Source organism: Streptomyces sp. NPDC048337 (assembly GCF_043201175.1).
Classification (GTDB): Bacteria; Actinomycetota; Actinomycetes; order Streptomycetales; family Streptomycetaceae; genus Streptomyces.
In genome coordinates this window covers 45,134-65,462 of record NZ_JBICYR010000033.1, presented here as the reverse complement: position 1 = coordinate 65,462, position 20,329 = coordinate 45,134, and the positions used below count along the sequence as shown (strand labels likewise).

Sequence of the window (20,329 nt, the reverse complement as noted above, 5' to 3'; positions counted from 1 at the left end):
ACTCCAGGTGAGTCATTCGACCCAGGGATATCCTCCAAATCCCTCCCGGCTGAGCCGGGGATACATTCAGACGCCTCCAAGGCGCACTCGGCCCAGACCGTCTTGCCGGGCACCCTCGGTGACACGCCCCAGCCGCGCGACAGCGCCCGTACGACCGTCAGTCCGCGCCCGCCCTCCGCGACCCACGGCACGGCGGGCGCGGGTCCGTCCGGCGGCACCCTGTCCCCGCAGGTGTCGCTCACCATCACGCGCACCGCCCGCTGGCCGTCGTACGCCATCCGCAGCTCGAAGTCCCGCCCGGCCACCCGGCCGTGCAGCACGGCGTTGGCGGCCAGTTCGGCGACGACGAGCACGACGTCGTCGGAGAGCGGGCAGCCGTACGGCACTCCCCAGAGGTCCAGTTGCGCCTGCGCGAGGCGCCGCGCGAGCCGGGCCCCTCGGGGCGTCGAGCTGAACCGCTGACTGAAGTCCAGTGCCATGTCACTCAATTCGGTCGTCACCTCACCGAGCGTGGTCGCCGCGCCGTACGCTTTCCAGTGGCCCCGGCGTGACGCCCATCCGCCGTAAGGGTTTCGACGTGTGCGTGTACGGCTTGTACGGACGAGGGCGGTTCAGCGTATGAACGACCTGTCAGACCGCGAAGAACGACCGGAGCGACCGGCGGAAGTGGACGGCACGGCCCACCTCTTCCATGCGCTGCGTAAACAGATCAAGGTGCTGCGGGAGGCCGCCGGGCTCTCCCAGAAGGAGTTGGCGGTCCGGGTCAACGTGAGTGAGGACCTGATCGGGGCGATCGAGCGGGGTGTTCGGATCCCGCAGCCGGATTTGCTTGAGCGGGCGGATTCGGTCCTGGGGGCGCGAGGGCTGCTGCTGGTGGCGATCCCGGAGGTCAAGGAGGCTTTGAAGAAGATCCGGACCCGGCATCCGGATTGGTTCCGGGATTACGCCACGGCGGAGGCCGCCAGGGATCATGGCTGAGCGCTGTGGGATCATCCGGGCACAGGCGCTCGCGCCCCACGAGTCCCTTGCCTTGATCGAGAAAACGCTGGGAGAAGTCCGATGAAGACGAGCGACCTTGCCTGGTTCAAGAGCAGCTACAGCAGTGGCGAGGGCGGCGAGTGCATCGAAGTCGCCTACGTTTGGCGGAAGTCCAGCTACAGCAGCGGTGAAGGCGGTCAGTGCGTTGAGGTGGCCGCCTGCCCCCACGCCGTTCACGTCCGGGACTCCAAGGTGGCCGGTGGGCCCGAGCTGGCGGTTGCTCCCGACGCGTGGGCGGACTTCGTCAGCGCCGCGCGCCGGTAGCCTCACAGCAGGGCGTCCCCCAGTGCCCCGCCCGCCTCGGCTACGAGTTCCGGTAGGCGCTGGGCCGGGCGGGCCAGGGTGAAGCGGACGGCTGCCGAGTCGGTCACCGTGAAGCCGTGGACCGCCGGGCGGGGGAGGCTGTTGTAGCCGTAGTGGGCGGTGAAGAAGTACGCGCCCGTGTCCGGGACTGCGATCACGTCGCCCGGAGCCAGCATCGGCAGCTCCCGGGCCGTGGCCAGGAGGTCGCCCGCGAAGCAGGCAGGGCCCGCGATGTCCTGGGCGACCGGGGGGCTGGTGCGCGGGGTGCCCTTCGCGTCGTACGGGAGGATCCGCACCGGCCAGGCCGCCGGGGCGTACACCGTACGGGTGGCCAGCTGGACCCCCGCGTGGGTCAGCGCGATGGGGCGGCCTCCGGCGGACTTCGTGTACTCCACGCGGGCGAGCACCGTGCCGTGCTTGGCCAGCAGGGAGCGGCCGAACTCCGTGATCAGGCCGTACGAGCCGTCGAAGAGGGCGGGGACGGCCTTGTGGAGGGCGGACACGTACTGGGCGTACGTCGGCGTGTGCTCGTCCGAGGTGAAGTTCACCGGCAGGCCGCCGCCGATGTCGAGGGTGTCGATCTGGCGGCGGCCGGCTGCCGCATTGATCTCCTCGGCCAGGGTGTGGAGCTCGCGGACTCCCTCCGCGATCAGGGGGAGCGGGACGCCCTGGGAGCCCGAGTGGGTGTGCAGGCGGGTGAGCCACGGTCGGTCCAGGTAGGCCCGTACGAGCCACTCGCGTGCGCCCGGGTCGCGGAGGGCGATGCCGAACTTCGAGGTCGTCGTGGCGGTGGAGAGGGCGTCGATGGTGCCCGCGCCGGTTTGTGGGTTGATCCGGATCCCGATGGGGGAGCGGGTGGGGGCGGATGCCATGAGGGCGTCGAGGCGCTCCAGTTCCTGGGGGTTGTCGGCGTTGACGGCGATGCCGAGGGCCAGCGCCTCGCGCAGCTCGGCGGCCGTCTTGGCGGGGGAGTCGAGGACGGTGTGTTCCGGTCCGACCCCGGCCGCCCGGGCCAGGGCCAGTTCGCCGGGGCTGGCGACCTCGCAGCCGAGGCCGGCGTCGGAGAGGAGGCGTAGGACCGGGACGAGGGGGGCGGCCTTGACGGCGAAGGCGTGTAGGACGGGGGTGCCGGGCGGCAGCGCGGCCGCGAAAGCGCCGGTCAGAGCGGCGGCGGAGGCGCGGATGCCGGCCACGTCCAGGAGGCAGGCGAGGGGGTTGGAGTCCAGTAGGCCCTGCTCGACGGCCGCCTTTACGGCCAGGTCGCGGCGCTCGGCGGTGCTCTGCGTGTGCGTCTCGGCAGCCATGCCACTCAGCCAATCATCCGGCGGGTCCGGCCGCAGCTGTTGACTGAATCTATTCAGGAAGTCAGGATGTGAATGGATTGACCAACATCGGAGGAGGCACCGCCATGTCAGGACCCCGCCCCGTACGTGCCGCGCGAGGCACCGAGCTCAGCACCCTGGGATGGCAGCAGGAGGCCGCGCTGCGGATGCTCCAGAACAACCTCGACCCCGAGGTCGCGGAGCACCCCGACAAGCTCGTCGTCTACGGCGGCACCGGTAAGGCCGCGCGTGACTGGCGTTCCTTCGACGCGATGGTCCGTACGCTGCGGACCCTCAAGCAGGACGAGACGATGCTCGTCCAGTCCGGCCGTCCGGTCGGCGTGATGCAGACGCACGAGTGGGCGCCGCGCGTCCTGCTCGCGAACTCCAACCTGGTGGGCGACTGGGCGAACTGGGAGGAGTTCCGCCGCCTGGAGCAGCTGGGCCTGACCATGTACGGGCAGATGACGGCCGGTTCGTGGATCTACATCGGCACCCAGGGCATCCTGCAGGGGACGTACGAGACCTTCGCCGCTGTTGCCGCCAAGAAGTTCGGCGGCACGCTCGCCGGCACCATTACTCTCACCGCCGGCCTCGGCGGGATGGGCGGTGCCCAGCCGCTGGCCGTGACGATGAACGACGGCGTCGCGATCTGTATCGACGTCGACCCGCGCGCCATCGAGCGCCGCATCGAGCACCGCTACCTGGACGTCAAGGCCGATAGCCTGGCGCACGCCCTCCAGCTGGCCGTCGAGGCGCGCGACGCCCGCAAGCCGCTCTCCATCGGCCTGCTCGGCAACGCGGCCGAGCTGGTGCCGCAGATGCTGGCCGAGGGTGCGCCGATCGACATCGTGACGGACCAGACCTCCGCACACGACCCGCTGTCGTACCTGCCGGTCGGCGTCGACTTCGACGACATGGCCTCCTACGCCGCCAAGGACCCGGCCGGTTTCACCACGCGGGCCCGCGAGTCGATGGCGAAGCACGTCGAGGCCATGGTGGGCTTCATGGACGCCGGTGCCGAGGTCTTCGACTACGGCAACTCCATCCGCGGCGAGGCCCAGCTGGCCGGCTACGACCGCGCCTTCGCCTTCCCCGGCTTCGTCCCCGCCTACATCCGGCCGCTGTTCTGCGAGGGCAAGGGCCCCTTCCGCTGGGCGGCGCTGTCGGGTGAGGCCTCGGACATCCACAAGACCGACAAGGCGATGCTGGAGCTCTTCCCCGAGAACGAGTCCCTGCACCGCTGGATCAAGATGGCGGGCGAGCGCGTCCACTTCCAGGGCCTGCCCGCGCGCATCTGCTGGCTCGGCTACGGCGAGCGCGACAAGGCCGGCGAGCGGTTCAACGACATGGTGGCGAGCGGAGAGCTGGCGGCCCCGCTGGCCATCGGCCGCGACCACCTCGACTGCGGGTCGGTGGCCTCCCCGTACCGCGAGACCGAGGCCATGCTCGACGGCTCGGACGCGATCGCCGACTGGCCGCTGCTCAACGCCATGGTCAACGTGGCCTCCGGCGCCTCCTGGGTGTCCATCCACCACGGCGGCGGCGTCGGCATGGGCCGCTCCATCCACGCGGGCCAGGTCACCGTCGCGGACGGCACGAAGCTCGCGGGCGAGAAGATCCGCCGCGTGCTCACCAACGACCCGGGCATGGGCGTCATCCGCCACGTCGACGCGGGCTACGACATCGCCGAGTCGGTGGCCGACGAGCGGGGCGTGCGCGTGCCGATGCGCGAGGGTGACTCCGCGTGAGCGAGGCCGACACGTCGGGTGCGGCGCCGTTGCCGGGGGCTCTGCCCCCGGACCCCAGCGCCTCAAACTCCCCCAGACTCCGTCCGGGGGGACCCCCAGGCGAGGCTGAAACGGCCGGCAGCTCGTTCCACGCCATGTGGGCCGACCTGGCCCCCATCGGCCGCCACGCCGACTCCGGCGGCTACCGCCGCTTCGCGTGGACCGGCGCCGACGCCGACTGCCGGACCTGGTTCCAGGCGCAGGCGGAAGCACGGGGGCTGACGTACGAGACCGACCGCAACGGCAACCAGTGGGCCTGGCTCGGCGATCCCCTCGCGGGGGACGCCGTGGTCACCGGCTCGCACCTGGATTCCGTCCCCGACGGCGGGGCCTTCGACGGCCCCCTCGGGGTGGTGTCCTCCTTCGCGGCCCTGGACGAACTCCGCAGGAGGGGCGCGGAGTTCGCCAGGCCACTCGCCATCACCAACTTCGGTGACGAGGAGGGGGCCCGCTTCGGCCTCGCCTGCGTCGGCTCCCGGCTCGCCGCCGGGCAGCTGACCAAGGAGAAGGCGTACGAGCTCCGCGACTCGGACGGCATCAGCCTGCCCGAGGCGATGGAGGCCGCCGGGTACGACCCCGAGGCCATCGGGGCGGACCCCGAACGCCTCGGCCGCATCGGCGCGTTCGTCGAGCTGCACGTGGAGCAGGGCCGGGCCCTGGACCTGTCCGGGGACCGTGTCGGCATCGCCTCCGCGATCTGGCCGCACGGCCGCTGGCGGTTCGACTTCCACGGCGAGGCCAACCACGCCGGCACCACCCGACTCGTGGACCGCCGGGACCCGATGCTCACGTACGCCCAGACGGTGCTCGCGGCCCGCGCCGAGGCGGCCCTCGCCGGGGCCGTCGCCACCTTCGGGAAGATCGCGGTCGAGCCCAACGGGGTCAACGCCATCCCCTCCCTCGTGCGCGGCTGGCTCGACTCGCGCGCCGCGGACCAGGCCACCCTCGACACGGTCGTGACCGCCATCGAGAAGGCCGCCGGCGAGTACGCCGCCCGGGACGGGATCGACCTGGACATCGTCCGGGAGTCCTTCACGCCGGTCGTCGAGTTCGAGCACGCCCTGCGCGACGAGCTGAACCGGATCCTGGGCGGGGCCGTCCCCGTCCTCGGCACCGGGGCGGGACACGACGCGGGAATCCTCTCCGCGGCCGTGCCGACCGCGATGCTGTTCGTACGGAACCCGACCGGCGTTTCCCACTCCCCGCGGGAGTTCGCCGCCGAGGACGACTGCGTGGCCGGCGTCCTCGCCCTCGCCGACGTACTGGAAGGACTCGCGTGCCGGTGACGACGACGTACTGGCTGGAGCACGCCTGGCTCGACACGAACGTCGAGCCGGGCGTGGCACTGGAGATTTCCGCCGACGGGCGGATCACCGCCGTCCGGACCGGGGCCGAGGCCCCGCCCCCGGGCGCGGAGGTGCTGCGCGGCCTGACGGTCCCTGGCCTGGCCAACGCGCACTCCCATGCCTTCCACCGGGCCCTGCGCGGTACGGTCCAGGTGGGCTCCGGCACCTTCTGGACCTGGCGCGAGATCATGTACTCCGTCGCCCAGAACCTCACCCCCGACTCGTACTTCGCGCTCGCCCGGGCCGTGTACGCGGAGATGGCGCTGGCCGGCATCACCGCCGTCGGGGAGTTCCACTACCTCCACCACGCCCCCGGCGGCGCCGCGTACGCGGACCCCAACGCGATGGGAGAGGCCCTGATCGCGGCCGCCGCCGAGGCGGGCATCCGCATCACCCTGCTCGACACGGCCTACCTCTCGGCCGGCTTCGGCGAGGCGCCCAACCACCACCAGCTGCGCTTCTCCGACGGCACCGCCGAGGCGTGGGCGGAGCGGGTCAGCGCCCTGAAGCCCCGCGACCACGCCCTGATCGGCGCCGCGATCCACTCCGTACGGGCCGTCCCGGCGGGGCAGCTGGCCGCGGTCGCCGCGTGGGCGCAGGAGCGCCGGGCGCCGCTGCACGTGCACCTGTCGGAGCAGACGGCGGAGAACGACGCCTGCCAGGCCGCCCACGGACGCACCCCGACCCAGCTCCTCGCCGACCACGGGGTGCTCGGCCCGCGCACCACGGGCGTCCACAACACGCACCTCACCGACGCGGACATCGCCCTCCTCGGCGGCACCACCACCGGCACCTGCATGTGCCCCACCACCGAACGCGACCTCGCGGACGGCATCGGCCCGGCCGTCCGCCTCCAGCGGGCCGGCAGCCCGCTGTCCCTCGGCAGCGACAGCCACGCGGTGATCGACCTGCTCGAAGAGGCCCGGGCGATGGAGCTCAACGAGCGGCTGGCCAGCCGTACGCGCGGCCACTGGACGGCGGCGGCCCTGCTCCGCGCGGCCACCGCCGACGGCCACGCGGCGCTCGGCTGGGCGGACGCGGGCACCTTGGCGGTGGGCGCGCCGGCCGACTTCACCACGATCGCCCTGGACTCCGTCCGTACGGCCGGCCCCGTACCCCGGCTCGGCGCGGAGACGGCCGTCTTCGCCGCCACGGCCGCGGACGTCCGCCACACGGTGGTGGCCGGCCGCCACATCGTCCGCGACGGCGCCCACCAGCTGGTCCCCGACGTCCCGTCGGCCCTGTCCGAGTCCATCGCCGCCCTCCGAACCTGACGAACCACCGCTGCGTGGGGGAACAACAACTCGACCACCACGAGGAACCATGACCACCACCCTCATCACGAACATCGGCAGCCTCGTCACCAACGACCCGGCCCTCGGCGAAGGCCCCCTCGGCCTGCTCCAGGACGCGGCCGTCGTGATCGACGGCGACCGCATCGCCTGGGTCGGCGCAGCCGACAAGGCCCCGGCCGCCGACGCCGCGTTCAACGCGAACGGCCGCGCCCTTATCCCCGGCTTCGTCGACTCGCACTCGCACCTCCTCTTCGCCGGCGACCGCACCGCCGAGTTCAACGCCCGCATGTCCGGCCGCGCCTACTCCGCCGGCGGCATCCGCACCACCGTCGCCGCCACCCGCGCCGCCACCGACGCCCAGCTCGAAGCCAACCTGCTGCGCCACCTCGACGAGGCCCGCCGCCAGGGGACCACCACCTTCGAGACCAAGTCCGGCTACGGCCTCACCGTCGCCGACGAGGCCCGCGCCCTGCGGATCGCCGCCGCGCACACCGAGGAGGTCACCTACCTCGGCGCGCACATCGTCTCCCCCGACTACGCCGAGGACCCGGCCGGCTACGTCGACCTCGTCACCGGCGAGATGCTGGCGGCCTGCGCCCCGTACGCCCGCTGGGTGGACGTCTTCTGCGAGAAGGGCGCCTTCGACGGGGACCAGGCCCGTGCGATCCTCACCGCCGGCGCCGCCGCCGGCCTGATCCCGCGCGTGCACGCCAACCAGCTCGGCCACGGCCCCGGCGTGCAGCTCGCCGTGGAGCTGGAGGCCGCCTCCGCCGACCACTGCACCCACCTCACCGACGCCGATGTGGACGCGCTCGCCCAGGCCGCCGACACCACCGTGGCCACCCTGCTGCCCGGGGCCGAGTTCTCCACCCGCGCCCAGTGGCCCGACGCCCGCCGCCTGATCGACGCGGGCGTGACCGTCGCCCTGTCCACGGACTGCAACCCCGGCTCCTCCTATACGAGTTCCATGCCGTTCTGCATCGCGCTCGCCGTCCGGGACATGCGCATGACCCCCGACGAGGCCCTCTGGTCGGCCACCGCCGGCGGCGCCCGCGCCCTGCGCCGCGGCGACATCGGGTACGTCACGCCGGGCGCGCGCGCCGATCTGGCCCTGCTGGACGCCCCCAGCCATGTCCACCTGGCCTACAGGCCAGGTGTTCCGCTCGTTTCCGCGGTGTGGCAGAAGGGTGTCCGCGCGCACTGACGAAGGGTCAATTCCGGCCTGTCCTTTGTCTTCCCTCCGTAAGGCCCCGGGCGTACCTTGAGCCACCAATCTGATGTGGCGTCAGTAACTTGTGGTCCCGAGGTTCGAGGGGAAGACGAAGGTGTCCGACCGGAAACGCTCCACCGCGCTCGCGCTGGCCTCCGCGCTGGCGGCCGGATCGGCGGTCCTGCTGGCCGCCCCCGCAGCCCACGCCAACGTCGTCGACGTGGCATACGACTGCAAGACCCCGATCGGGGACAAGTCGGCGGTATCGCCCATCGACATCAAGGCCGTCAAGGAGGGCGACGGGTACAAGCTGACGATGTCCTTCCAGAAGGGCGTCTCCTCCAGCCCCGTCGAGCTCGGCAAGGGCGCGATGAGCCCGAGCGCCGTCATCCTCGTCGACGGCGCCGAGAAGGTCTCCGTACCGGTCTCCGGCCCGCCCAACCCCGAGGCGGTGCCCGCCAACACACCCATCAAGATCACCGACCTGTCGGGCACCTACACGCCCAAGAAGACCGGCAAGGCCACCTTCACCGCCGGCGTGCTCACCATCAAGGCCCTGGGCACCACGACCACCTGCACCCCTGGCAACAGCCCCAAGCCCTCCCTTGAACTCGACGTCACGGCCGCCGGCGGCTCCGGCGGCTCGCAGACCGGCGGCGGCTCCGGGGAGGACACCCTCCCGCAGACCGGACCCACCGACTCCGCCCTCGCCCTCGGCACCCTTGGCGGCACCGTGCTGCTCTCCGGCGCCGCCGGCGTGCTCTGGCTGACCCGGCGCGGCCAGCGGGCCCGGTCCTGAACGGAGCACCTCCGGCCATGCCCGTGCTCCACACCATCCGCAGGCTCGGGGTGCTGCTCCTCGTGGCCGCCGCGCTCCACACGGCGGCCGCCGCGACCCCGGCCGCCGCCGACGAGCCCGGCTGGACCGCCGAGCCCGCCGCCGGGACGGCCGCCGCCCGGCCCGGCGGCGCCCGCCCGTACTTCTACCTTTCGGGCCCCGCCGGCACCGTGCTGGAGGACCGGCTCGCCCTGGCCAACACCACCGACCAGGAGCGCACCGTCACCCTGCGCGGCGCCGACGCCTACAACACCGCCGACGGCGCCCTCGCCGTGCGCCCGGCCAGGGAATCGACCGCCGCCGGGGCCTGGATCAGCTTCGGCGCCGGAGCCACGGTGAAGATCCCGCCCCGCACCCGCGCGGTCGTCCCCTTCACCGTCACCGTCCCACCCGCGTCCCCGCCCGGCGACCACCCCGCCGCCGTGGTCGCCACCGAAGCCGGCCACGAGGTGGGCGTACGGGTCCACCTGCGGGTCAGCGGCCCCACCCTGGCCGCCCTCACCGTCGAGGACGTCGCCGTACGCGGCAAGGGCGCGGCCGCGGTCGTCGCCTACACCCTCGTCAACCGGGGCAACGTGGCCCTCACCCCCGAACTCGCCCTGCACGCCGAGGGCCTCTTCGGCGAAGTCCCCGGCCGCGGCGCCCGCGCCCTGCCGGTGGAACTCCTCCCCGGCCAGCGCGTGGAGCTGACCGAACCCTGGCCCGGAGCCCCCGTCCTCGACCGGGTCCGCATCGGCCTCACCGTCACCGCCCCCGGCGGCGCCCGGGCCACCGCCGACGCCTCGGCCTGGTTCGTGCCCTGGGGGATCGCGGCCCGGACGGGCCTCGGCCTGCTCGTCCTCGGCGGGACCACCCTGGCCGCGCTGCTCCTCGTACGCACCCGGCGGACCGGCCGGGACCAGCCGGACGGCGCGGCGCCCACGGCCGGACCGGCCACCCCCGCACCGGAACACGAACTGACGGGAGCCTCCAGGTGAGAAGAGTCGGAGCCCTGCTCGCCGCCGGGCTGGCGGTGTGCGCGCTCGCGCTGCTCCCGGCGGCCCCGGCCACGGCCGCGGACGGCAAGCCCGCCGTGACGCTCTCCCTCCAGGAGGCCGCCAAGGGCACCGAGATCACCGTCAACGGCACCGGCTGGCCCGCCAAGACGCTGGTGATGCTGCTGGTCTGCGGACAGAACATGATCGGCGGCACCAACAGCTGCGCCAACGCCGACGGCGCGGCCGTCTCGGTCGCCGACGACGGCCACTTCGCGGCCAAACTGCCCGTGGTGGCACCGCCCAAGCCCTGCCCCTGCGTCGTCAACGTCACCTCCGTCAACGGGGACCAGTCCACCGTCGCGGCCCCCCTGAAGATCACCGACCACCCGGTGGCCGAACTGCCCGCCGAATCCGGCACGGCCCGCCTCGCCATGCTCACCGGGGTGCGGCTGGAGGGCGACGACGGCGTGCTGACCTGGTTCGGCGCCCCGCCGACCCGGAAGTTCAAGGTCACCGTCGGCAATCTCGGCTCTGCCCCGGTCAAGGACCCGGTCTTCCAGCTCGGCACCGCCCACGGGGTCTTCGCCCCGCTGTGGGAGGAGGCCCGCTGGAAGGGCACGATCCCGCCCGGCGGCAAGGCGGAGATCGCCCTGGACGTCGCCCTCACCGCGGGCGCGTACGGCGACTACACGATCTCCCTCAAGTACGGCGAGACGGTCGTGGCCACCCAGCCCTGGGGCGTGGACCGCCCGTACGGGGTCCTGCTCTTCTGGGGCCTGCTCCTGCTGGTGATCCCGGCCGCGGTCTTCCGTATCGGCATGGCCGTCGTCGACAAGGTCCGGCCCCGCACCCCCGGCGCGAGCGGCCGCCACCGGGGGGCGCGGCTCCCCGACGCGGCGGCGGCCGTGACGGCCCGGCTGCCGAGGATCCCCGCCGTACGGAGCCCCGCGCCGGCGGACTCCCCCCAGACGACCACGGCGGTCCTGCCGTGGTTCACCCCGGACAGCGCGCCGGGCACAGCACCACAGGCGTCCGCACCGTCTGAGAACCGTTCGACGACGAAGGGACCACAGTGAAGACCCAACGGAGGGTGAGCGCGGCCGTGGTCGCGCTGCTGCTCGGCGGCGCTGGTATCGCCATGGCGGCTTCCCCCGCCCAGGCCGCGGAGACCACATTCAAGGTCAAGTGCGTTCCGCCGGCCGGCGGCGGCGACCCGGTGGAGGGCGAGACCACCGCCAAGATCACGGCGCCGGCCACCGCCAAGGTCGGCGACGAGGTGGACGTCTCCTGGGAGACCGTCAAGCCGGCGTCCAACAACACCGACCTGATGGTGATCCCGAAGGACTCGGTCCAGCCGACCGGCTGGATCACGCTGGGCGGCGGGGCGGGCGAGCTCAAGGTCGTCGGGGAGAAGAAGAACCCGGAGATCCCCAAGAAGGCGCCCATGGTCATGTCCACCATGAAGGGCAAACTGAAGCTCACCAAGGCCGGCAAGATCACCCTGACGCCCGGCAAGTACGACGTCGCCGTCACCTTCTCCTTCGGCACGTTCGTCACCAAGTGCGCGCCCGTGGGCGAGGTGAGCGCGGCGGCCACCATCGACGTGTCGGCCGGCTCCAGCGGCGGCACGACCAGTGGCGGCTCGACGAGCGGCGGCACGACCAGTGGTGGCACCACCAGTGGCGGCTCGACGAGCGGTGGCAGTGGTGGCACGACCAGTGGTGGGACGACGAGCGGCGGCTCCACCAGCGGAGGCGGCGGCGGGCAGACCGACTTCCCGGGCAAGGCCGTCGAGGTCGCCTTCGACTGCGGTGCGGTCGTCCCCGGGGGCATCAAGACCCCGGTCACGATCAACGCCAAGAAGAACGGCGGCAGCTACGACCTGACCGTCAAGACGGCGAAGGGCGCGATGGCCGCGCCCATGGCCCTGCCCGCGGGGGCCCTCAAGCCCTCGATGGACGTCAAGCTCGGCGGCGCCGACAGCGGCACGGTCAAGGTCTCCGGCCCGGCCAACGCGGAGCCGATCCCGGACAAGGCCCCGGTCAGCCTGAGCGACATGACCGGGACCTACAAGCCCGGCAAGAGCGGCAAGGTCACGCTGAGCCCGGACCAGCTGACCATCGACGTCACCATGGCCCCGGGCTCGACGCCGATCAACGTCCCCTGCAAGGCGACCAGCAGCGGCGTCTCCCTGGAGCTGGACACCACCGCCCAGCCGGGCGGTTCCGGCTCCCCGTCCACCACCGGGGCCACCACGTCCAACCCGGGCGGCGGCCTCGCCGAGACCGGAGCCGAGGACGAGGGCGGCATCAAGGCGCTGGCCCTGGTCGCCGGCACGGTGATCCTGCTCGGCGGCGCGGTGTTCACGTTCACCCCGTGGCGCCGCCTGCGCGGCACCCGGTAACCCTGGAAACGCAGGACGGCCCGGCACACCGAGAGGTGTGCCGGGCCGTCCGCACGGCTCAGGGTGACGGTGACGTCAGTGGACGTCGCCCATCAGGCCCTGGACCTTCTTGCGGTACATGTAGATCGCGAAGCCCGCGAGCGTCGCCAGCGCGGCCTGCGCCGCGATGATCGAGGTGCCGTTGAGGTCCACACCCGCGATGGAGAGCAGGCTGGTGGTGCAGTCACCGGCGGTGACGGCCAGGAACCAGACACCCATCATCTGGCTCGCGTACTTCTTCGGGGCCATCTTGGTGGTGACGGACAGACCCACCGGGGACAGGCACAGCTCGGCGATGGTCTGGATCATGTAGATCGAGACCAGCCACATCGGGCTGACCTTGGCGTCGCCGGCCGCCATGCCCATCGGCACGACGAAGACGAAGAACGAGCCGCCCACCAGGACCAGGGCCATCGCGAACTTCACGATGGTCGACGGCTCCTGGTTCTTGCGCGACAGCCAGATCCACAGCCAGGCGAAGACCGGGGCCAGGGACATCACGAAGAGCGGGTTCAGCGACTGGAACCAGGTCGAGGGGAAGTCGAAGCCGAGCAGCGTGTTCGCGGAGTTGGTCTCGGCGAACGCCGACAGGGTGGAGCCACCCTGGTCGTAGATCATCCAGAAGACGGCGGCGGCCACGAAGAACCAGATGTAGCCGGTCATCTTCGACTGCTCGGTGGCGTTCAGGTCCTTGTCGCGCTTGATGCGGGCGAGGACACCGATCGGGATGAGCAGACCGGCGATGGTCAGCGGGACCATGGCCCAGTTCAGCGTGAAGACGCCGGCGAAGCCGACGATCGCGTAGAAGAGGGCGACGATGCCGACGACCGCGGCGGCCTTGACGATGATCGCGCTGCGCTCCTGGGCGGAGAGCGGGTTCGGGACCAGGTTGCTCGTCGGGCTCAGGTGCTTGGTGCCCAGGAGGAACTGGGCCAGGCCCAGGGCCATGCCCACACCGGCCATGGCGAAACCGAGGTGCCAGTTGACCGTCTGGCCGACGGTGCCGATGGCCAGCGGCGCGACGAAGGCACCGAGGTTGATGCCGACGTAGAAGAGGGTGAAGCCACCGTCACGGCGGGGGTCCGTCGGGCCGTCGTAGAGGTGGCCGACCATCGTGGAGATGTTGGCCTTCAGCAGGCCGGAGCCGACCGCGACGAGGGCCAGACCGACGAAGAACATCGCCTGTCCGGGGACGGCGAGCGCGAAGTGGCCCGCCATGATCACGCCGCCCGCGACGGTGACCGTCTTGCGGGCACCCCAGACGCGGTCGCCGAACCAGCCGCCGGGCAGGGCCATGAGGTAGACCATGGCCACGTAGACGGAGTAGATCGCCGTGGCGACGGCGGTCCGCATGGCGAGGCCGCCGGCCTGGCTGCCCTCCGCCGCGTCGGGGCCGCCCGACAGGATGTACACGACGAGAAGGGCGCGCATGCCGTAGTAGGAGAAGCGCTCCCACATCTCGGTCATGAACAGAGTGGCCAGGCCACGGGGGTGTCCGAAGAAGGTCTTCTCGGCGGACGGCGCCGCGGAGTCCCTCGTCAGGCTGGAAGCCATGGTCGATCCTTGCTTGCTCGGGACGCTTGGCTTCGTGAGCTCATCAGCGCCCGGTGGGGGGTGGCCGGCACCGGCGACGGGGCCCTACCCCACGCCCGGGGGTCCGCCCCCCTCGTGCGGGGAGCGCAGGAACATCCGTAACCGGGATCCACGCCCGCTCACGCACCATCGCGAGAGGGGCCCGGCCCACAGGTCATTCACTGTCATCAAGCCCGGACAGGGCAGTCCATCAAGACTGCTCGATCCGGTCAGGACAGAAATAGAGACCTTTGGCTCGCTTTTCGGCACAAAGGTCCCTGAGGTAGTGCATCAGGCGTCTCGCCACCATACGACACGACACTGCGGCATATGAAAGGACTTGAGATATGGATCACAGGGTGGCGTGGGAACCATTCATCATATTCGAAGGCGCTTAGTAGTTCATAAGCGCAGATAGACAGGGGTCTACCGGCACGACCCTGGTTTCACCGTGTGCGGACTACCATCACCCACATGACGCGTGTACTGCTCGCCGAGGACGACGCATCCATCTCGGAACCCCTGGCCCGTGCTCTGCGCCGGGAGGGGTACGAGGTCGAGGTCCGGGAGGACGGCCCCACCGCCCTGGACGCCGGACTGCAGGGCGGCGTCGATCTCGTCGTCCTGGACCTGGGACTGCCGGGCATGGACGGCCTCGAAGTCGCCCGCCGGCTGCGAGCCGAAGGCCACGGCTTCCCGATCCTGGTCCTCACCGCCCGCGCGGACGAGGTCGACACGGTCGTCGGCCTGGACGCCGGAGCCGACGACTACGTGACCAAGCCCTTCCGTCTCGCCGAGCTGCTGGCCCGGGTCCGGGCCCTGCTCCGGCGCGGCGCCACCGAGGCCACCCAGCCGCCCGCCACCCACGGCGTGCGCATCGACGTCGAGTCGCACCGCGCCTGGATGGGGGAGGAGGAGCTCCAGCTCACGGCGAAGGAATTCGACCTCCTGCGGGTCCTGGTCCGCGACGCCGGCCGTGTCGTCACCCGCGACCAGCTCATGCGCGAGGTCTGGGACACCACCTGGTGGTCCTCCACCAAGACCCTCGACATGCACATCTCCTGGCTGCGCAAGAAGCTGGGCGACGACGCCGCCAACCCCCGGTACATCGCCACCGTCCGGGGCGTCGGCTTCCGCTTCGAGAAGAGCTAGTACGTACTGAGCCATGCGCCGCCGCCTGATCAACTCCACGCTCGCCGTGGTCCTCGTCGTGATCGCCGTCTTCGGGGTCTCCCTGGTCATCGTGGAGACCCGGACCATCACCAGCAGCGCCCAGGACCGGGTCGAATCCGAGGCGCTGCGGCTGGTGGGCATCGTCGAGTCGAACGTCCTGGAGCACAAGGCGGTCGACCCCGAAGCGCTCGCCGAGCAGCTCGACACCGGCCGCTACGCCCGGATCACCATCCCGGGCCGGCCGGTCGTCGAGGTGGGCGACCGCATCCCCGAGAGCGTCATCCGGGGCACCGCGCGCGGCGAGCAGGGCGAGGTCGTGGTCGTCGAGGAGTCCCGCTCCACCGTGACCAAGGAGGTCGGGCGGACCCTGGCGGTGGTCGGCGCCGTGGCGCTGCTGGCCGTCGTGGCGGCCGTCCTGCTCGCCGTACGGCAGGCGAACCGGCTGGCCTCCCCGCTCACCGACCTCGCCGAGACCGCCGAGCGGCTGGGATCGGGCGACCCGCGGCCCCGGCACAAGCGGTACGGGGTCCCCGAGCTGGACCGGGTCGCGGACGTACTGGACTCCAGCGCCGAGCGGATCGGCCGGATGCTCACCGCCGAGCGGCGCCTCGCCGCGGACGCCTCGCACCAGCTGCGCACGCCCCTCACGGCCCTGTCGATGCGGCTGGAGGAGATCACGGTCACCGAGGACCTGGAGACCGTACGGGAGGAGGCGACGATCGCCCTCACCCAGGTGGAGCGGCTCACGGACGTGGTCGAGCGGCTGCTCACGAACTCGCGGGACCCGCGGACGGGCTCCGCGGTCCCCTTCGACCTCGACGAGGTCGTCAAACAGCAGGTGGAGGAGTGGCGGCCCGCCTACCGCAGCGCGGGCCGGGCCATCGTGCGCTCCGGCAAGCAGGGAGTACGGGCCGTGGGCACCCCGGGAGCGGTCTCCCAGGTCCTGGCGACGCTGGTGGAGAACGCCCTGATGCACGGGGGCGGCACGGTCGCCCTGCGCACCCGGGTGATCGGCAACCAGGCGGTGCTGGAGGTCACGGACGAGGGCCCGGGGGTCCCGCCGGACCTCGGCAACCGGATCTTCGAGCGGGCGATCAGCGGCCGCAACTCCACCGGGATCGGCCTCGCGGTCGCCCGGGACCTCGCGGAGGCGGACGGCGGGCGCCTGGAGCTGCTCCAGACACAGCCGCCGGTCTTCGCCCTCTTCCTCAGCCGGACGGCGCCGGAGCGGGCCGAGCCGGAGGCCACGGTCCGCTGAGCCCGCGGGCCGGCCGGGCGGCGTACTAGTTGTTCGCGGGCTCGGGCTCGGGAAGCGGCTCGGGCTTGCGCTCCGGCCTGGGCAGCGGGGCCGGCTCGGGCACCGGCTCGGCCGCGGGAGCCGGGGCGGCCGGCGGGAGGGCCTTGAAGACCCAGGTCCGGTAGGACCAGAAGCGGAAGACGGTGGCGGTTCCGATGCCGATGAACTTGAAGACGTTCGTGGCGACCGGGCCGTCCCAGCCGAAGCCGTAGGTGGCCGTGTACAGCACGCCGTTCTCGATGACCAGCCCGATCGCGCTGAAGGCGGCGAACAGGGCCAGCTCGCGGGTGCGGCCGCTCTTGGCGCGGTCGCGGTAGGCGAAGTAGCGGAAGCCGATGTAGTTCGTGGCGATGGCCACGACGGTGGCTATCACGCTCGCGCGCACCACCTGGAGGTCGGTGGTGTTGCGGATCAGGTTGAAGACACCCAGGTTGACCAGCACGCCCAGACCGCCGACCGCCCCGAACTTCGCGACCTCGCGGACGAGGGCGCGGGCGCGTTCGAGGACAGATCCGTACCCCGGTGTGCTCATCGGATGGTTCAGTCCCTGTCGGTCACCGCCCCGCGAGGGGCGTCCGGTGTTCTGGTCAACCCACCCATCGTAAGTGTCGCCCCTGTGGTCCGTCTGTGCCTTCGGGCACCGTGCGATGCACGGCACACCGGGGCCCACAGGGGGCCCGCGCGAGGCGGACCCGACGGGTCCGCGCCAGGGCTGCGTCCGGATGGCGGAATACCGCCGGATACCCTGGAGGAGTGACGTTCCCGGTAGTCGGCATGGTCGGCGGCGGACAGCTCGCCCGCATGACCCACGAGGCGGGCATCCCCCTCGGCATCAGATTCAAGATCCTCAGTGACACCCCACAGGACTCGGCGGCCCAGGTCGTGAGCGACGTCGTCATCGGCGACTATCGCGATCTGGAGACGCTGCGCGCCTTCGCGCGCGGCTGCGACGTGATCACCTTCGATCACGAGCACGTACCCACCGAACACCTCAGGGCCCTGGAAGCGGACGGCATCCCCGTCCGCCCGGGGCCCGACGCGTTGGTGCACGCCCAGGACAAGGGGGTGATGCGCGCCAAGCTCGACGAGATCGGCGCGCCGAGCCCCCGCCACCGGATCGTGCGCGATCCGGTGGACGTGGCGGCCTTCGCGGACGAGGTGGGCGGCTTCCCGGTCATCCTCAAGACGGTGCGCGGCGGGTACGACGGCAAGGGCGTGTGGTTCGTCCGCACCCCCGAGGACGCGGAGGCCCCGTTCAAGGCGGGCGTCCCGGTCCTCGCGGAGGAGAAGGTCGATTTCGTCCGCGAACTCGCGGCCAACATCGTCCGCTCCCCGCACGGCCAGGCGGTGGCCTACCCCGTCGTCGAGTCCGTCCAGGTGGACGGGGTCTGCGACACGGTGATCGCCCCCGCCCCGAACCTCTCGGAGGCCCTGGCGGGCGAGGCCCAGGCCCTGGCCCTGCGCATCGCCAAGGAGCTCGACGTGACCGGCCACCTGGCCGTGGAGCTCTTCGAGACCACCGACGGCCGCATCCTCGTCAACGAACTGGCCATGCGCCCGCACAACAGCGGCCACTGGACCCAGGACGGCGCGGTCACCTCCCAGTTCGCCAACCACGTACGCGCGGTCCTGGACCTCCCGCTGGGCGACCCGCGCCCCCGCGCCAAGTGGACGGTCATGGCGAACGTGCTCGGCGGGGACTACCCCGACATGTACGCGGCGTACCTGCACTGCATGGCCCACGACCCGCAGGTGAAGATCCACATGTACGGCAAGGACGTGAAACACGGTCGCAAGGTCGGCCACGTCAACACCTACGGCGACGACCTTGACGATGTGCTGGAACGCGCACGTCACGCAGCCGGCTACCTCAGAGGAACGATCACCGAATGAGCACCTCTCCCGTCGTAGGCATCGTCATGGGCTCGGACTCCGACTGGCCGGTCATGGAGGCCGCGGCCCAGGCCCTGGACGAGTTCGAGATCTCCTACGAGGTCGACGTCGTCTCCGCCCACCGCATGCCGCGCGAGATGGTCGCGTACGGGGAGGAGGCCGCGGGCCGCGGCCTCAAGGCGATCATCGCCGGCGCCGGCGGCGCCGCCCACCTGCCCGGCATGCTCGCCTCGGTCACCCCGCTGCCGGTCATCGGCGTCCCGGTGCCGCTGAAGTACCTCGACGGCATGGACTCGCTGCTGTCGATCGTCCAGATGCCGGCGGGAGTTCCCGTCGCCACGGTCTCCGTCGCGGGCGCGCGCAACGCCGGGCTGCTCGCCGTACGGATGCTGGCCGCGCACGACACGGAGCTGCTGGCCCGCATGCGCGAGTTCCAGCAGGAGCTGAACGACCAGGCCACCGAGAAGGGCAAGCGGCTGCGTACGAAGGTCGCGGGCGCGGAGTCCTTCGGATTCGGCAAGTGAGCGCGGCGCAGCGCCTGGACGAGGCGCGCGAGCTGCTGGCCGAGCACCCCGTCGTGGACGGCCACAACGACCTGCCCTGGGCGCTGCGCAAGCAGGTCCGCTACGACCTGGACCGGCGGGACATCGCCGGGGACCAGTCGGCGTACCTGCACACCGACATCCCGCGGCTGCGGGCCGGCGGCGTCGGCGCGCAGTTCTGGTCGGTGTACGTGTCCACCGAGCTCACCGGGGACGAGGCGGTCAGCGCCACCCTGGAACAGGTGGACGCGGTCGACCAGCTGATCGACCGTTACCCCGCCCACCTGGCGCGGGCGCTGACGGCCGACGACATGGAGGCGGCCCGCGCCGACGGCCGCATCGCCTCGCTGATGGGCGCCGAGGGCGGGCACTCCATCAACAACTCGCTCGCCACGCTGCGCGCCCTGCACCAGCTGGGCGTGCGGTACATGACGCTCACGCACAACGACACCATCGACTGGGCGGATTCGGCGACCGACGAGCCTCGGCACGGCGGCCTGACGGACTTCGGGCGCGAGGTCGTCCGCGAGATGAACCGCGTCGGCATGCTGGTGGACCTCTCGCACGTCGCGGCGACGACGATGCGAGACGCCCTGGCGGTCACGTCCGCGCCGGTGATCTTCTCGCACTCCTCGGCGCGCGCGGTCTGCGACCACCCGCGCAACGTCCCGGACGACGTGCTCGCGCTGCTGCCGGGCAACGGCGGGGTGGCGATGGCCACCTTCGTACCGAAGTTCATCCTCCCGGCTGCGGTCGCCTGGACCCAGGCGGCGGACGAGAACCTGCGCGCGCACGGCCTGCACCACCTGGACACCACCCCGGAGGCGATGGCCCTGCACCGGGCCTTCGAGGAGTCACGCCCCCGCCCGGTGGCCACGGCGTCGACGGTGGCCGACCACCTGGACCACATGCGCGAGGTGGCCGGCGTCGACCACATCGGCATCGGCGGGGACTACGACGGCACGGCCTTCACCCCGGCCGGTCTGGACGACGTGGCGGGCTACCCGAACCTGATCGCGGAGCTGCTGTCGCGCGGCTGGTCGAAGCCCGACCTGGCGAAGCTGACCTGGTCCAACGCGGTCCGCGCCCTCCGCGACGCGGAATCGGTCTCCCGCGACCTCTCGTCCACCCGCGGCCCGTCGAACGCGGTCCTGCCCACGGCCCGCTGACCCGCCCCCACCCGGCGGGGCCGATCCGGCCCCGCCGGTCTTTGAGCCGCACGTGCGTGCTTGGGCGGGCAAATCCAGCCCCGCCGGCGTTTGAGGCGCGGGGTCTGGGGCGGAGCCCCAG

At 72.0% G+C, this 20,329-nt stretch carries 19 protein-coding genes; 15 read left to right on the top strand and 4 right to left on the bottom strand.

Annotation, left to right across the window (positions count from 1 at the left end; genetic code table 11):
- Positions 1–479, bottom strand: a 479-nt coding sequence (locus ACGFYU_RS34600; protein ID WP_393831268.1) for an ATP-binding protein, incomplete at its 3' end; no start/stop codon positions are given.
- Between the two features lie 139 nt (positions 480–618).
- Here ACGFYU_RS34600 and ACGFYU_RS34595 point away from each other — a divergent pair.
- Positions 619–978 carry a multiprotein-bridging factor 1 family protein gene (locus ACGFYU_RS34595; RefSeq protein ID WP_393831266.1) on the top strand — a complete coding sequence of 120 codons (360 nt, stop codon included), beginning with the start codon at positions 619–621 and terminating at the stop codon, positions 976–978.
- A gap of 81 nt (positions 979–1,059) precedes the next feature.
- Positions 1,060–1,302 carry a DUF397 domain-containing protein gene (locus tag ACGFYU_RS34590; protein WP_393831265.1) on the top strand — a complete coding sequence of 81 codons (243 nt, stop codon included), beginning with the start codon at positions 1,060–1,062 and terminating at the stop codon, positions 1,300–1,302.
- Between the two features lie 2 nt (positions 1,303–1,304).
- Here the strand turns inward: ACGFYU_RS34590 and ACGFYU_RS34585 are convergent, their stop codons facing one another.
- A complete protein-coding gene (locus tag ACGFYU_RS34585; protein ID WP_393831264.1) occupies positions 1,305–2,645 on the bottom strand; it encodes a diaminopimelate decarboxylase in 1,341 nt (446 codons plus the stop codon).
- A gap of 104 nt (positions 2,646–2,749) precedes the next feature.
- Here ACGFYU_RS34585 and hutU point away from each other — a divergent pair, with 104 nt between their 5' ends.
- The 8 genes from hutU to ACGFYU_RS34545 all read left to right on the top strand — a co-directional run bounded on the left by hutU (position 2,750) and on the right by ACGFYU_RS34545 (position 12,523).
- Positions 2,750–4,414 carry a urocanate hydratase gene (hutU, locus tag ACGFYU_RS34580; protein ID WP_393831263.1) on the top strand — a complete coding sequence of 555 codons (1,665 nt, stop codon included), beginning with the start codon at positions 2,750–2,752 and terminating at the stop codon, positions 4,412–4,414.
- Between the two features lie 134 nt (positions 4,415–4,548).
- On the top strand, positions 4,549–5,739 hold the full coding sequence (locus tag ACGFYU_RS34575; RefSeq protein WP_393831262.1) for an allantoate amidohydrolase: 1,191 nt from the start codon (positions 4,549–4,551) through the stop codon (positions 5,737–5,739).
- Entirely contained in the window at positions 5,730–7,073 is a 1,344-nt protein-coding gene (locus ACGFYU_RS34570) for a formimidoylglutamate deiminase (protein ID WP_393831261.1), read from the top strand. The genes ACGFYU_RS34575 and ACGFYU_RS34570 overlap by 10 nt, the downstream gene beginning before the upstream one ends.
- Before the next feature lie 49 nt (positions 7,074–7,122).
- A complete protein-coding gene (hutI, locus tag ACGFYU_RS34565) occupies positions 7,123–8,298 on the top strand; it encodes an imidazolonepropionase (RefSeq protein ID WP_393831260.1) in 1,176 nt (391 codons plus the stop codon).
- 121 nt (positions 8,299–8,419) lie between these two features.
- A complete protein-coding gene (locus tag ACGFYU_RS34560) occupies positions 8,420–9,103 on the top strand; it encodes an LPXTG cell wall anchor domain-containing protein (RefSeq protein WP_393831259.1) in 684 nt (227 codons plus the stop codon).
- 17 nt (positions 9,104–9,120) lie between these two features.
- Positions 9,121–10,119, top strand: a complete 999-nt coding sequence (locus tag ACGFYU_RS34555) for a hypothetical protein (protein WP_393831258.1) — start codon at positions 9,121–9,123, stop codon at positions 10,117–10,119.
- The gene (locus ACGFYU_RS34550; protein WP_393831257.1) at positions 10,116–11,195 is read left to right on the top strand and encodes a hypothetical protein; all 1,080 of its coding nucleotides are present in this window, start codon (positions 10,116–10,118) and stop codon (positions 11,193–11,195) included. Before ACGFYU_RS34555 ends, ACGFYU_RS34550 begins: the two co-directional genes overlap by 4 nt.
- Before the next feature lie 14 nt (positions 11,196–11,209).
- Positions 11,210–12,523, top strand: a complete 1,314-nt coding sequence (locus ACGFYU_RS34545) for a hypothetical protein (RefSeq protein ID WP_393831256.1) — start codon at positions 11,210–11,212, stop codon at positions 12,521–12,523.
- A 75-nt stretch (positions 12,524–12,598) separates the two neighbouring features.
- On the opposite strand, the gene ACGFYU_RS34540 is transcribed toward ACGFYU_RS34545, so the two are convergent.
- Positions 12,599–14,116, bottom strand: a complete 1,518-nt coding sequence (locus tag ACGFYU_RS34540) for a peptide MFS transporter (RefSeq protein WP_393831255.1) — start codon at positions 14,114–14,116, stop codon at positions 12,599–12,601.
- Positions 14,117–14,608: 492 nt separating this feature from the next.
- On the opposite strand from ACGFYU_RS34540, the gene ACGFYU_RS34535 reads away from it, so the two are divergent.
- Entirely contained in the window at positions 14,609–15,286 is a 678-nt protein-coding gene (locus ACGFYU_RS34535; RefSeq protein WP_327385112.1) for a response regulator transcription factor, read from the top strand.
- A gap of 13 nt (positions 15,287–15,299) precedes the next feature.
- Entirely contained in the window at positions 15,300–16,565 is a 1,266-nt protein-coding gene (locus ACGFYU_RS34530; protein WP_393831254.1) for an ATP-binding protein, read from the top strand.
- A gap of 25 nt (positions 16,566–16,590) precedes the next feature.
- Here the strand turns inward: ACGFYU_RS34530 and ACGFYU_RS34525 are convergent, their stop codons facing one another.
- Positions 16,591–17,136 (bottom strand): GtrA family protein, encoded by a 546-nt coding sequence (locus tag ACGFYU_RS34525; protein ID WP_393831253.1) that lies wholly within the window; start codon positions 17,134–17,136, stop codon positions 16,591–16,593.
- 221 nt (positions 17,137–17,357) lie between these two features.
- Between ACGFYU_RS34525 and ACGFYU_RS34520 the strand changes: the two genes are divergently transcribed.
- From ACGFYU_RS34520 to ACGFYU_RS34510, 3 genes are read left to right on the top strand one after another with little or no spacing between them, the layout of a single operon-like run.
- Positions 17,358–18,497, top strand: a complete 1,140-nt coding sequence (locus ACGFYU_RS34520; RefSeq protein WP_393831252.1) for a 5-(carboxyamino)imidazole ribonucleotide synthase — start codon at positions 17,358–17,360, stop codon at positions 18,495–18,497.
- Positions 18,494–19,021: a 5-(carboxyamino)imidazole ribonucleotide mutase gene (gene purE, locus ACGFYU_RS34515; protein WP_393831251.1), complete on the top strand. Its 528-nt coding sequence runs from the start codon at positions 18,494–18,496 to the stop codon at positions 19,019–19,021. The genes ACGFYU_RS34520 and purE overlap by 4 nt, the downstream gene beginning before the upstream one ends.
- Positions 19,018–20,208, top strand: coding sequence for a dipeptidase (locus ACGFYU_RS34510; protein WP_393831250.1), 1,191 nt, complete (start codon positions 19,018–19,020; stop codon positions 20,206–20,208). Before purE ends, ACGFYU_RS34510 begins: the two co-directional genes overlap by 4 nt.
- Positions 20,209–20,329: the final 121 nt, after the last annotated feature.